This window comes from Vibrio sp. 10N.222.49.C9 (assembly GCF_041474985.1).
Taxonomy (GTDB): Bacteria; Pseudomonadota; Gammaproteobacteria; order Enterobacterales; family Vibrionaceae; genus Vibrio; species Vibrio crassostreae_C.
In genome coordinates this window covers 1-14,249 of sequence record NZ_JBFRVD010000037.1, presented here as the reverse complement: position 1 = coordinate 14,249, position 14,249 = coordinate 1, and the positions used below count along the sequence as shown (strand labels likewise).

Sequence of the window (14,249 nt, the reverse complement as noted above, 5' to 3'; positions counted from 1 at the left end):
TTCTGTCTAACGAGTGGCGGTTGTTATTTACCAGTAGTTCTCACTGCTGAATTGACCGGGTTTTCTGCGTAAGTGCTTTTCGAAACCTAAGCTAGTTAGCGCTTCGCTTGTGTCACGAACCATTTGCGGATTGCCGCAAAGGTAGAAAAAACTGCGGGTTTGATTGAAAGCGACAGACGCGGCTTGCTCGAGGTCGCCTCCAAGTAACAAATTTGGGATTCGTCCGCGCAAAGTTCCGGTAACTGATTCTCTAGAAATAATTGGCACATATTTAAGTCTCCCTTGAAAGTGATTAACGAGTTGAGTGATACGATCTCGATAAGTCAGGTCTTGCTCTGTTCTTACAGCATGCACTAGAACCAGATTCTTGAATGAAGAGGCTTTGTCTGAAGCCAACTCATTTTGCTTGATCTGCATGCTCTCAAGTATTGAGATAAATGGGCCTACCGCGGTTCCGGTTGAAAGCATCCATAGATCGTCGGCGATCTCTGGGATCTCATCTAAGGTCATAAAGCCACTTGGGTCTTTGCCGACAAAGATGTCATCGCCCATCTTCAACTCATGAAGTTGAGGTGAAAGCTGACCGTTCTGATCCTTAATAATCAAAAATTCCAGATGTTGATGACCTTGTTCGTGCTCTGGCGCGTTCACCATCGAATAGGCGCGTCTTACGAACTCATCCTCACTGTTAAGTAAGCCAAGTTTCGTGAACTGACCTGCCTGATAAGAAGAGACAGGTGCACTAACCTGGAGTGAGAACAATTGATCTGTCCATTCTGTTTTGTTTAGGACTTTGCCTGTAACTAAACCATGAGGAATATCTGTCATATCATCCACCTTTAAGAAGAGAAGTTATCTCATTAAGGATACTCAACTATTTACACTTTAGAGTTGCATGTACCACGCCAATAATGAGAATGCTTATCAATACTGCTTAAAGGTTAATTATTGGGTCGAATGTTGTCAAAAAGACAATATACTATTTGAGTCCAAATGACTCGTGCATGTGTTTTTAGTTTCGTTTTAATAGACTTTAGCTGGTTGAACATCGTTAACATAGGTTGAGTGGTTTGACCCCTAGGATATTCAATCAATTACTGAAGAGAATAATTTATAGATGCGTATAATGGCGGCTTTCGTTCTCAATATAACTGTGTTTTATGCTTGATAATCTTCGTATGGCCTTGAACGTATTGTTCGTGACCATTAATACTGCATTCACCGCATTGGCTGTGAGTCTGTTTGCCCTAATCAAACTGATTTTGCCAATTTCTGTCGTTCAAAAATCATGCACTCGCTTAGCTAACTTCACATTCTGGTGTTGGGCTTCTCTTAATTTATGGATGTTGAACGCCAATAACGATATCGAATGGCAAGTGGAAGGGGGGGAAGATATTTCGACCAAGCAGTGGTATTTGATGATGTCTAACCACCTAAGCTGGGCAGATATTGTGATTTTGTCTTCAATCCTAAAAGACAAAATGCCGATGACGAAGTACTTCTTGAAACATGAATTGTTGTACGTACCATTTGTTGGCTTGGCCTGCTGGGGCTTAGATATGCCATTCATGAGACGCCACTCTCGTGAGTTCCTATTACGCAACCCAGAACGCCGTAATGATGATTTTAATGCAATCAATAAAGCGTGTACTAAGTTCAAATTAGCACCGACAACATTGGTTAATTTTGTTGAAGGGACTCGTGCAAACCACGAGAAACTGGCGTCAGCAAAGACCCCTTATCGCCACTTATTGAAGCCGAAAACTGGGGGCGTGGCATTTGCTTTATCTGCAATGGGCCCAATTTTGGATGGCATCGTGGATGTGACCTTAGCTTACCCTGAAAACCAAACCTCTCCGTTTGAAGATATGCTGAAGGGCAAAATGACTAAGGTCGTTGTGCGTATTAAATTGCATCCAATGGATGAGAACGTGAACGGTAATTACTTTGAAGATAAGGCATTTAAACGTCGCTTCCACAATTGGTTGAACAGCACGTGGAAAGAGAAAGACGTCTACCTTGATACGGTTTATGGGGTTGATAAGCCTTCTGAGGTAGAGACAGTTGACGAGCCTGATGTGGCTTATAAGAAACAAGAACAGTAAGCTAAAACTGAATCGATAGCATTAATAAAGCCGATAGCTCATTGAACTATCGGCTTTTTTATTAATTTGACTTTCTTAATATTCAAACCATTAAGTTAGTACTTACTATGGCTTAACCGCCTGGTAAGCATCAATAATATGCTTTACTTGGCTAGGTTTTCCTTGCTTCTCTTGTCCTTGATGGATACGTAAGTAGTGCTGCAATGTTTTGGCTTTGTATTGCTGTGATACCTTCACTTGTTCATCACAACTTGGTGTCCAGATCTTGTCACCGACGTTTGATATCTCGCTAACGGTTTGGCTCTTTTCTGAATCACCGCGACTATTACTCACCAATAAAATCTCGTAGTAACGACGGTTCTCTTCAATCAACACTTCATCAATAAGACCAAAATGGATCGCCTTTAAATGGCTTCTCAACTCGAATTGCTGATGCACCGGACAAAGCAAGAAATCGATCGCTTTGTCTGGGTGTTGACGATGAATATCATCGACGAGCTTTTGAGTAAGATCGCCACCGACGCCCGCAATAATCACCAGGTGTTTGCCAGTATGTTTCTCAAGCGGGATAGCGGCGACATCCATACAGTAGACTTGCCATTGGCTAGTCACTTTCTGTTCTGCTATTGCACCTTGCGGAAAGTAACGCGTAAGTTTGCTTTCCAAATCGCTCATAAGAGACGGGACAATATCGACAAAGTGAAGCTGAGGTGCTTTGTTATCCGACAACAGTTGAACACCCAAGAAGCCGTGATCACAACAACAGTCCCAAATATGTTGGTAGTCATTGCTGACAAGGGAATGGAGAGTTTGCAGTCGGTTACTTAGCTTCATAAGGCTCGTGTCGTTAGAAAAGGGGTATTGTCGTGTTGAACGCGCATTGTAATGACTTTCCATAAAAACAAAAGCACCTAGGGTATGAATCCTAGGTGCTTTGTTTTCATCGGTATCCAAGTAAAGGATAAAGTGAGCTTGTTAGGACAACCTATGAAGCCTTTGCAACAGCCCTGATGTGGCCTTCAACTCGATTTTTTCCAAGCTGTTGAGCAATCAACTTTGCTTGCTCCGCCAGTGCTAGAGCTGTATCTGGCTCTCCCTCTATTTGTGAAAAACCGACACTCACGCCTAAAGAGAGGCTGATGTCTGGCGTCACAATAGTTTTCTCTGCTACGCCAATTCGGCACTGGTCTAGTTGGAACTTGGCGTCGTTGCCGTCGTTTGCTTTAAATAATACTGCGAACTCTTTGCCTCCAATACGAGCAAGGCATAGTCCTTTAGGCTTCGGAAAGTACGAGCGTAGTGCTTCTGCTGTCAGCTTGATCATCTTGTCACCCACAGCTTCACCATAAGCACGGTTCACGTGGTCAAAATTATCGATATCGAGTAGAGCTATATAGGTTTCAGGCTGGTTGGCGTAGTTTTCCAGTGCAATATTAAAGCTACTTTTGTTGTCTAATTGTGTCATCAAGTCCTTGCTACTCAACTGGTGCTGAAGCAGTAAGTTGGACAGTGAGACTTCCGTGTAATCTCTGATCATACGCAGAATACTCTGGCTGATCGGTAAGTTTGCGTTTACGTACAACACTGCGATCAACTGCTTGCGAGAGTGCAAAGGAATACAGTAATGGCGTTGGTGTATTTTGAGTTTACACGCTAATGGGTCTGCGTACTTTCCGCTTCGGTAAGCCATGGTGTCCGGTGTAAATCGTTCGGCAAGGGCTTTGTCACAATGTACCGTTGATTTGTTTCCGTGATAGTCGATGGTACTGAATGCGTGGTTCTCAGGCTGATAGAGACAGAATTGAATGCCTTTTTGGTAGGTGAAACTATCCAGTATGGATTTTAATTCTCGTTTAAAGCTTACAAGGTCATCGACTTTATTCAGTTGTGACAAGGACACGTTCAAACGATAAGCCAAATAGTTTGCGCCAATCCACAATAGAAGCAGTGAACCAAGTACCAAGCCAGTTAGCGTAAATTGGTGTGAGCTGGTTAAGATATCGTGGCGATCGGTGACCGCAATGAACACCCAATTTAAGCTGTTGTCTGCGTCAAATACCGATATTTTGAAGTTATCTTGATAGTAGTATTCATGTTTACCCGCCAATTCACCTTGAGATAGTTGGTGGCTGATCCCTGCATGGAAGCTGATGGATTTAGAACCGATACGCTGTGGATCCGGGTGGAATACCAGTCGCTCTGTTGCTCTGTCAACGACAAATACATAGCCGTGATTAAGCGTTTTTAAATCTCTTAAACCTTGCGTGGTATGCATTAAATCAAACTCAATCCAGGTTTCTTCGTTGAGCTTTTCTGCAGTGTGTTTAACGGCGAAAACCCATCGTCCATCGGCTTTTTGGTAAACGGAAGAGATGTAAAAATCTTCTACAACACCGTCTATTGAATGCCATTGTATTGTGGCGATTTGTTCATTGGAAAGAGGAAGGCCACGAGTGGAGACATAATGTTGGGAGTTAGGTTGGTATCGAACGATATCGGAGAAATTTGGTGTTCTTCTTAGAATATTATCACTCAATTCTCTGAATTTTTTATCACCGATTGGAGCCGTTTTAGGCAAGCCTAGACTGGTTTCTAAAAAATAGAGTTTGCCGAATGTGGCTTCGATGTTGGAACGAATGGTAGAGCTTGCGATACGAATGTTTGATGATGATTGTTCTGTTGCTGCTGTTTCTACTTTTTCAAGCTGAGTCATAGCAAGATAGAGCATCCCTCCAGTTAATAAAATAATGTATGGTTTAAAAAGCCGAATTAATGTTTTAGGTAAAGCCATGATATCCAAAGACGTTATAGATTCATTTTTATAGTACGGCAATACTAAACAGTTTCATTAACCACATCAATGCAAATGATTCCATATGGATGAATGATTTTTGTGATATTCAGCTAACAAAAAAGCCAGCTGTAAATATAACTGGCTTCTATGGTTTTCGGTGTTTTATTAAGCTGACTAAGCTTTTGCTTTAATCAAATCAGCCTGATCTGGCGAATAGTGCAAAATTGCCATCGAAGTTGGCGACAACAACATTTCACCTTCTGCATGACCCGGTTTTACGTTTCGCGAGTTGGTATCACAGATGGTTACCCAGTTTTGTTCACGGTCATTCGGTAACGAGAAACGTGCTGGCGCATTGGTTTGGTTGATAAGATAAATTAACTCGTCGCCATCTTTACCAATACCTAAATGCAAAGCGACTGAGCTTAAGCGGTTCCAGTCGTCATGCTCCATAAGTGTGCCATCGACACGGCTCCAGAAGATGCGGTTAGAGTTACGCTTTTCGCCACTGAATGCCTTAATAAACGGCACCATGTATTGCTGACGAGCAGAGATCATTTCAGATAACCAAGTCTTGAAGTAAGTCTTGCGCTCTGAATCTTCCCAGTTAAGCCAGCTGGTCACGCCATCTTGGCAGTAAGCGTTGTTGTTACCTTTTTGAGTATGAGATAACACATCGGCCGTCAAAATATGAGGAATACCAAAAGCAAACAGCAGGCTCGCCATGAAGTTGCGTTTCTGCTTTTCACGTGTTGCGATAACTAACAGGTTTTCGGTTTCACCTTCAACACCGTAGTTTTCAGAACGGTTATCACCATGCCCATCGCGGTTATTCTCACCATTTTCTTCATTGTGCTTGTGCTTGTACGAGACAAGGTCCTGCATGGTGAAGCCATCATGGTAAGTGATGTAGTTGACGGTGAGTTTGTAAGGCCAGTGCGCTGCACTGTAGATATCACGAGAGCCCATTAGGCGTGTAGCAAACTCTTTTAGGTAACCCTGATCACCGCGCCAGAAGCTACGTGTGATGTCTCTCAGCTTGTCATTGCATTCATTCCAACCAAGCGGGAAATTACCCACTTGATAACCATTAGGACCAATATCCCACGGCTCTGCGATTAACTTAGTTTCTTTAAGTACAGGGTCTTGAGCTACGGCTTTAAAGAAAGCAGCCTCAGGGTTGTAGTTGTCACCTTCGCGCCCCAGTGTCGCTGCCAAGTCAAAACGGAAGCCGTCGACTTGGAATTCGCTTACCCAGTAACGAAGCGTATCCATTACTAAGTTGAGTGTTGGCTGGTGGGTAAGGTCGACGGTGTTTCCACAGCCAGTGAAGTTCGCGTAATGGCAGCCATGTTTAATGTAGTAGCGGCTATCGAGTGCTTTTAGGTTGAAGGTGGTTCCGCCTTCCCCACCTTCTGCTGTGTGGTTGTACACCACGTCTAGAATGACTTCGATGCCATTGCGGTGCAGTTCGCGAATCGCAGTCTTTAACTCGTTTACGGCATCTTTCTCTGCGTAGCGAGGGTCAGGCACCATAAACAAGTATGGGTTGTAACCCCAATAGTTCACTTTACCCATGTCTAATAGGTGTGGTTCATGCATGCATGCGGCAATGGGCAAAAGCTGTAGAGAGTTGATATTTTGCTGTTTGTAGAACGCAAGCATTTCAGGGCTCACTAACCCTAAGTAGCGTCCTTTAGTATTGGCAGCCACTTCTGGGTGCAGTTGAGATAGACCTTTTACATGCGTTTCAAAAAGAACGGTATCTTCGCGGCTAATGCGTGGCTTTTCTACATCTTGCCAATCGAAGGTGTCATCAACAACGACACATTTCGCCATAGCAAAGCTTTTTTCATTGGTATATGGCGTGACGTAATCGAGCGGTTCGCTTATTGCTTTGGCATACGGGTCTGAAAGCAGGATAGGGCCATTGTCCGTTTCTGCAATGAAGCCGTATTTTTGTCCCGCTTTAATACCATCAATAAAGACATACCTGATATCAGCGTATTCATTTTCTAATTTATAAGTGGTGAATTCGTCGTTCTCGTCAAAAAGAGCGAGAGAGAGAGATTTACAGTCAGGAGAATAAATTGAAAAGTTACAGCCAGTGTTACCTAGCGTTGCGCCTAGCGGATAAGGGCGAGCGAGCGTTCTAGTCATTGCTTGATTTCTTGTTCGTTTATCGACATCAGTGAACTATAAGTAAAAAGCTTTGTCACAGTAAGGTCAAGCAACTTCACAGATTAATTACGGTAAAAAAAATAATTCATCGATGAAGTTCAAATTATATATTTGAGCTAGATCTCACTTATGTTGAATAATTAGATCTGTGTGCTGTCTACTCCTCCTATATTAAGTGATCTACCTCTTTAAAACACCATTCTGTATATTTTCTACTCCCCTCTAGTCCCCCTTAATTAACTTAGGGGCGGAGGAAGTCAAACTTGTCATCCCCTCTTAATATTGACCCCGTTGAAACGAATCAGGGGAAACCCTAAACCTCTCTATCTTACGACTACCATTACTGCCTTTGGTTGCCGCAAGAGAGCAAAAATATAAAAACCTAAAATAAATCGTCCTTAATGGAGTTAAGAATGAAAAAAGTAAGTTTGATTGCTGCAGCAGTGGCAACTACATTAGCTGCTGGCTCTGCGTTCGCTGTAGATTTTAATGGTTACATGCGTGCTGGTACTGGTATTAGCGGAAATTCTGGCGGTGACGTATCTGTAAACAAAAATGGTGTTGGTCGTCTAGGTAACGAAAATGACAACTACTCTGAGTTTGGTTTTGCAGAAGAGCTAAAAACTGGTGAGCAAACGTGGCGTCTAGAGTCAATGATTGCTTCTGGTGCAGACGGCGCAAATGGTTGGGAAGACGGTGACTTCAACGTTGCACAATTTGCTGTTAAAGCCAAAGGTGTAATCGCTTCAGATAAAGAAGCAACGCTTTGGGCTGGTAAAACATACTACCAACGTAAAGATATCCACATCACTGATTTCTATTTCCTGAACACATCAGGTACCGGTGGTGGTATTGAAAACTTATCTATTGGTGACCAGAAGCTTTCTGTTGCTCTGATTCAAGATAATGGCTCTCAAAATGTTGAAAATGGTACAACTGCTGTATTAACAGCTGCAGGACAAGCGAAATTGAAAGCTTGTAAAGGTAGCGCAACTTGTGAAAAAGCAGTACTAGATGACGCTAGTAACTATGAAGACGCAACTGCTTATAAAGGCGAAACAGTTAATGGTTATATCGCAGATGTTCGCTTAGCAAACATTGGCCTGTGGTCTGATGCGTCTCTAGAAGTTGCATTAGCTTACAACTTTGCGACTGAATCAAGTGGTCAAGATGTTCAAGCTGATGATGGCTTGATGGTTACTGGTATCATTCACCAAGGTATGGACAATGGTTTTAACCAAACTGTTCTTCAATACGGTACTAACGGTTACGGTGCTCAAATGTCTAGCTTCGGTGGTTCAGGCGCATGGTATGACCGCTCTGGCGCTCAAAATGACGCAACTGGTTACCGCTTGATTAACTGGGGTGTAATGAACCTTGGCGAATCATGGGAAATGGGTCACCAACTAGCTTATCTAGCGGGTAGTGACATCGGCGGTAAAGATAGCAGTGGTAACTACACTGGCCAAAACTTTGATATTGACCAGTACTCTGCTGTAGTTCGTCCAATGTACAAGTGGAACGACACAATGCGCACAGTATTTGAAGCTGGCTACAATGCTGGTGAGAAAATTTCTGATGGCGGCCTAGCGAAAGAAGATTTCGGTAACGCTAAATTCACGGTAGCTCAAGCTTGGGCTATGGGTGACAGCTTCTGGGCTCGCCCTGAAATCCGTGTTTACGGTTCTTACATCCTAGACACTGAAAATGATAACGCATTTGGTACGAATGAAGATACTGAATATGTATTCGGTATCCAAGCTGAAGCTTGGTGGTAAACACTTAGCTTAACAAATCCTAAACTGTCCTAATTCATAGCCGGCTTGCGTCGGCTATTTTTTTAAGGAATGTACAATTAAGTTGATCGTTCTCTAGGTGAATAGTTTTCTTTGTGGTAATTAAAGTTAGTAAATTTCTTAAAAAAATAACAAAAAGGAAGGGGTATGTATTTTAAAGCTCTAATGTTGAGTGGCTGTGTTGCGTTGGCCGGTTGTCAATCTGCACAAGTAGTTGAGCAAGTGCAAGTGGCACAAGCTGAACAAGTTAACTCTATTGCTGCCCTTCAATTTGCAGCAATGAAACTACCTAGTTCTGTAGTTTTTGATGTAACGCCAGAAAGCCAACACCTAAACTATCAATCTATTAATAGCCCTGTCGTTGCTGTTGAACTTCCAGCAAATCGTGGTGAGTATTCATTAACAATTTCAAGTTTGATTGGAGATACAGCATTTGTCCCACGTGCAGTGATCTTTGATAAAAACGGTAAAGAGTTAGAAAGTTATGGTAAAGATGACTTTGAATATAAGAAACCTAGAATGCATCTGGGTAATCGACTTGTTGCCGAAAAAGAGTTCTTCCCTCCTCGTACTGAAGACTCTGTTTTCTTAATTGTTTATACAGACCAGAAAGATATCGGTGGCTTTACTGATGTGATTCACCCTGCTCGCTTAGATGCAGAAGGGCGTGGTAATTATCTACCTGAAGTTAAAGATATTCCACTTCCAAACGCTAGTGTTGGTAAAGTAGAAGTTACGATTGATAAACCAAGCTTCTTCTCATTTGGTTCAAGCAGTGAATCTAACGCTAAGCCAGCGGCTGCTAAGATAGATACCATTCAACCAGAAACACAAACTTACTACCACAATGCAATTCAAACAGCAGTAAGTGAAGATAATATTCCTAAAGCTCTTAGCTTATTAGATGAAGCAAAAGCCCTTGGTATTGAAGGTGCACAAGAAGCCTTTGTGCGAGCCGTCAACGCCAAGTAATATAGATAAAGGGTTCCTTTAAAAGTGCAATGCTTGTAAGTTAAGCATCGGTTAGCATCTTCTAAGGAACCCTATCGAATACCGCTTTAATGTATATGCTTTTTATTTGCAATGTTCAGCAACTTTCTCGCCTAAAGGGACTTCTGTATTTTCGCATTTTGATACGTGACCAGTAGTCGTTTCCCCTGCTTTATCCATTTCCATATATTGATCAACATTACCTTTGCTTTCAAGTGTTTGCAGTGCCTGTTTGTGCGCGGCATTTTCAGCTTGTATTTGTTGCGTTGTTGCAGTGCTAGGAGTATGTGCCAGGGCGCGAGCAGCGTCGGTAGATTCTACAAGATCAGTGGTATTAGCCAAAGCCATCCCGCCCATCAATGCTGTAGTCACGATGCCCATTTGGATGGTTTTGATGATATGTTTACGGTTCATGGAAGTTTTCCTAATCAAAATTTAACGACACCGCAAACAACTGCGGTGTTTTGCTGTTGATAGAATATTACATCGAGAATTGAATGTATTTTAATCGTAATTGTAGGGCGTAACCCTTCAAAAAAGGCTGCCAGGATTAATTCTGTTCACTTAAGGGAGAGCGGCATTCCTACTATGATATATCGTTAAGATCTGGTTTTAACGGTTCTAAGGAATATCCTTTCCCTTTAGTTCTAAGTTTTCAGCCATGTAATCGAATGTAGGGGCTATAAAGTATGGTTGGAAATGCCCCGAATTTTAATGGGCGATGCAGTTGTTTATTATTTGCTTAAATCTGCTGGGTTCAATAGTTGTAAAAAAGGGAGACTGACGTCTCCCAAAGGCTAGCTTTCGCTGGTTTTTATTATCTGTTACTTCGCTTCGATACTTTAAGCTTTACTGCTTAGTGACCGAAACAACTGGACCATCTACATTGTCATCCAGCTCGTGAATTGCATTCAGAGTGAATGTGTAGCTGCCAGTTTCTGTTACGCTTAATTGGCAGTTACCATCAGTACCTAGGTCGATTGACCCACCAGCAAGTTCGACTGAATCGCAACCAAAGTTAGGTGATACCCAATCAGCATCAGCAAACTTGAAGCCATAGTTACCCGCTTCCAAGTTGCCTGTCACAGAATAAACACCATTAGCGACAAAGCTCATTGCCCAATCATCCGTTGCGCCCCATCCATTCATGTCACCTTTAACGTAAACTGTTGTTTGGCCGTATGGTGGGATGCTAGATACATCCTTGTCTGAGTTATCAACTGGCAGGCCAGCACCTTGTGCATCACCTTGAGCTTGTACAAATACAGCGGTAGTTAGTGCAGGGACTGTGAAGGTTTCAGCGGCAAAGCTTGCGCCTTTCACTGTGTCGTCAGCCGAGTTTTGTTGAACGTAATGAAGTGTAAAGCCGGTTGCTCCTGTGATTTTGAATGATTGAGATTCATTAGTTGAGTTTACAACTGCCACAATCGCATCATTTGCAGGGTCAAGATCGTCGCCCGCAGACACGCCATCATCGATCGACATGACAATCAGGCCTTCGACTTGATCTTCGCCAACGTTACGGAAGTCGACACGCTTCATAACTTCGTCAGCTGTATCTAAGCGGAACAGTTCGCTTGAGCTACGGATCTTTAATAGCTCTAGGAATTGCTGCTTAGTCAGCTCAATGTCGTCTGAGTCTGGTTTAGCCGCGCTGTCAGCAATGATTGTTTTGATCAGATCCCAGTTGGCACCATCTTTATCTTCACGAGGTAAGCCAACATTCCAGTTGTTGTCCGTCCCATCAAACATGACGCGGTTGTACCAGTCACCAGAATCGTAAGAATCGCGCTGCATAGACTTAGATCGTAGCAGTTCAGAACCCATATGGATGAATGGTATGCCTTGGCCTAGCATCACGGTAGAAAGCGATACAGACTGCATACGCGCACGCTCTGCAGAGCTAGTACCAGTGGCGATCTTGTAAGCGTTGTTATCCCAAAGTGTTTGGTTATCGTGTTTGGAAACGTAAGAGATGTTCTCGGAAGGCATCTTGGTGTAACCAGCTGGCGCGCCATTGTAATCAACGTTTTTACCCAGCTTGGTATCGCCTTTGTAATCAATCAACACGTATTCTGCGAGGTTACCTGCCATCCCTAAACGAACAAGGTCTTGGTTGTGTAAACGACCGTTGATAGAGTCTTGATCAACTTTGGTTTCTTCGTTGGCAATCGCTGCGTTACCAAAGCCTTGGTTAAAGCGAAGTGGGTGGTTGCCTTCTGAATCGACGCCGCCATCAAACGGGCTACCGCCACGAACTGCGTCACGTAAACGGTCTGAGAAGGTCCCGATTTCTGTGCCCGCCATGTTGATTTGGTTTGCTTGATCGAAGCGTGCATTGTTAGCGACTTCACCAAAGTCCCAGCCTTCCCCGTAGAACAGAGTATTCGGGTCGATTTTGCGCACTTCTTCCAATGCTTCGACCATTACATCTTTTGGCTGGTGGCCCATCAAGTCAAAACGGAAACCATCCACTTTGTAGTCGTCAGCCCACACCTTAAGTGAGTCGACCATCAATTTACCCATCATCAGGTTTTCGGTCGCAGTGTTGTCACAACAAGTCGAGTTTTCTACGCCACCAGTGTTGACGTTAAGACGGTAGTAGTACCCAGGGACAATCTTATCCAGTACCGACTTATCGTTCACACCAGACGCATTGGTGTGGTTGTATACCACGTCCATGATCAGCTTAAGATCCATGTCGTGCGTAGCTTTGACCATCTGACGGAATTCGAGAATACGCTGAGAACCATTAGGATCGGTCGCGTAACTTCCCTCAGGAACTGTGTAATGGAATGGGTCGTAGCCCCAGTTGAAGCTATCAAGCATACGAAGGTCATTCATTAATGCTTGTGCGTCACCCGTTGAAGGGTCATAACCATCGAGTACGTCTTCGATGACTTTGTTTTCGTCTTCGCTTCCACATAAGGTAGCTGTCGGTTTTACATCACACAGTTTTCCTACGGTGTCGGTGATATCAACACGGCTCGCGGCATCTTCATCGACGGTAGCGATATCAAATGCTGGTAAGATATGCAGCGTAGTTAAACCTGCTTCTTGGAGAGCTTGTAGGTGTTTGACCGACTCACGATCGGCTTCTGTAAGAGCGAGGTACTTGCCATTTAGGCTAGCTGTGCCGAGCTTATCGCTGAAGCTAAAGTCACGTAGGTGTGATTCGTAAAGTACGTGGTCTTCGTCTTTCTCTACGGTTGGTCGTTGGTAGTTGTCCCAGTTCGCTGGTTTCAAGGTTGAATCATTTAGGTCAATCACTTGAGAGTATGCCGAATTCTTCGATAAGCTGAGAGAATATGGGTCTGTCACTAGGCGAGTCTCAATGTTGCCTGTGGTTGGGTGGTAAACCTTCACTTGGTAGCGATAGTAACTGTTGACAGCGTTAGGTACCGCGTCAGTCGCCCAAATACCCGTCTCAGTGCTTTCTGTCATTGGAAAAACTTGTGAGCTTTTCAGGTCTTCGCTGTAAAGAACTAGCTCTACATCTTGCGCGGTTGGTGCCCAAAGCTTGAAGGTCGCCGCACTGCCTTCAACAATTGCGCCTAGTTCTTCAGCCATTGCATTACCAGCATCTTCGCTAGCAAATACCGCATCAAGCACACCAGGTTTTTGAACCTCAGTTGAAGAGATAACATCGCCATTGGCATTGTAGGCAACAAAAATTATCTGAGATTTTAAAATAGTGCGAAGTGTGCTGTCGTCAACATCGATAGCTAGGGCAGGTAAGCTTGCAAGGTGTCGGAAACGCTCTTTCAATTCAGAAGATAGTTCTCCGTCTTTGCTTAGTTCAATTGCAGTTCCACCGACAATCTCTTTGTCATCGTTCATTGTGATGCTGTTGTCTAGTGCATAGAAAAGCTTCACAGAGTCTGCATTGCTAGCCGCTTCCCAACCAATTGTGGTTGCATCTAGCCAGTGTGCTTTTTGACCATCAATATTGACTGGGCGCTCTGAAATTGGGTCGTAGTACAACTCGCTGCTGCCATGGAAACCAAATACGCCTTGTGAATCGCCAAGCTTAGTTAACTCGACTTTTGAGTTCGCACTGCCAAATGCTTTCTCATCACCATTGTGCAAGATGAAGTTCATGCATTTGTGTGGGTCAGAGGCATCTGGGTCAACTTTCAACACATAATAGGCACCGTAAGTATCGCTGATACCATCATATTCGTAAGGGCTGTTCCAGTCGGTTCCGGTTTCACTTAATCCCATGCCGACTAAATCTGTGCTGGTACAGCCTTCACCATTCCAAAGGTGAAGCCCCCAACCGTCGTAAGTTGAGCCAGATGAGCTGGCAGCGGCAACATCGCGTTTGTAGTAAATAACGACTTCGTTTTCAGCTGCAGGGGGTGTTGTTGCCTAAATTAGTTG

8 protein-coding genes and 1 pseudogene are annotated in these 14,249 nt (G+C 43.6%); 3 read left to right on the top strand and 6 right to left on the bottom strand.

All coding sequences use genetic code 11. The annotated features are described in order from the left end of the window. Positions 1-27 precede the first annotated feature (27 nt). Entirely contained in the window at positions 28-828 is an 801-nt protein-coding gene (locus AB4585_RS16420; protein WP_372170290.1) for a ferredoxin--NADP reductase, read from the bottom strand. Positions 829-1,160: 332 nt separating this feature from the next. On the opposite strand from AB4585_RS16420, the gene AB4585_RS16415 reads away from it, so the two are divergent. Next, a complete protein-coding gene (locus AB4585_RS16415) occupies positions 1,161-2,105 on the top strand; it encodes an acyltransferase (RefSeq protein ID WP_017063993.1) in 945 nt (314 codons plus the stop codon). A gap of 105 nt (positions 2,106-2,210) precedes the next feature. Here the strand turns inward: AB4585_RS16415 and AB4585_RS16410 are convergent, their stop codons facing one another. The 3 genes from AB4585_RS16410 to glgX all read right to left on the bottom strand — a co-directional run bounded on the left by AB4585_RS16410 (position 2,211) and on the right by glgX (position 7,059). Then, on the bottom strand, positions 2,211-2,939 hold the full coding sequence (locus AB4585_RS16410; RefSeq protein ID WP_017069730.1) for a tRNA (adenine(22)-N(1))-methyltransferase TrmK: 729 nt from the start codon (positions 2,937-2,939) through the stop codon (positions 2,211-2,213). 151 nt (positions 2,940-3,090) lie between these two features. Next, complete coding sequence (locus tag AB4585_RS16405; protein WP_372170287.1) at positions 3,091-4,833, bottom strand: diguanylate cyclase domain-containing protein; 1,743 nt, start codon at positions 4,831-4,833, stop codon at positions 3,091-3,093. A gap of 240 nt (positions 4,834-5,073) precedes the next feature. Beyond that, the gene (gene glgX, locus AB4585_RS16400; protein ID WP_372155492.1) at positions 5,074-7,059 is read right to left on the bottom strand and encodes a glycogen debranching protein GlgX; all 1,986 of its coding nucleotides are present in this window, start codon (positions 7,057-7,059) and stop codon (positions 5,074-5,076) included. Positions 7,060-7,481: 422 nt separating this feature from the next. On the opposite strand from glgX, the gene lamB reads away from it, so the two are divergent. Further along, positions 7,482-8,858, top strand: a complete 1,377-nt coding sequence (gene lamB / locus AB4585_RS16395) for a maltoporin LamB (RefSeq protein ID WP_372170282.1) — start codon at positions 7,482-7,484, stop codon at positions 8,856-8,858. 165 nt (positions 8,859-9,023) lie between these two features. After that, positions 9,024-9,848: a MalM family protein gene (locus tag AB4585_RS16390; protein WP_104216187.1), complete on the top strand. Its 825-nt coding sequence runs from the start codon at positions 9,024-9,026 to the stop codon at positions 9,846-9,848. Positions 9,849-9,950: 102 nt separating this feature from the next. Here the strand turns inward: AB4585_RS16390 and AB4585_RS16385 are convergent, their stop codons facing one another. Further along, positions 9,951-10,280 (bottom strand): hypothetical protein, encoded by a 330-nt coding sequence (locus AB4585_RS16385; RefSeq protein WP_372170279.1) that lies wholly within the window; start codon positions 10,278-10,280, stop codon positions 9,951-9,953. Positions 10,281-10,715: 435 nt separating this feature from the next. Continuing rightward, positions 10,716-14,222, bottom strand: a pseudogene (pulA, locus tag AB4585_RS16380) (pullulanase-type alpha-1,6-glucosidase); the annotation flags it as partial. Positions 14,223-14,249 lie beyond the last annotated feature (27 nt).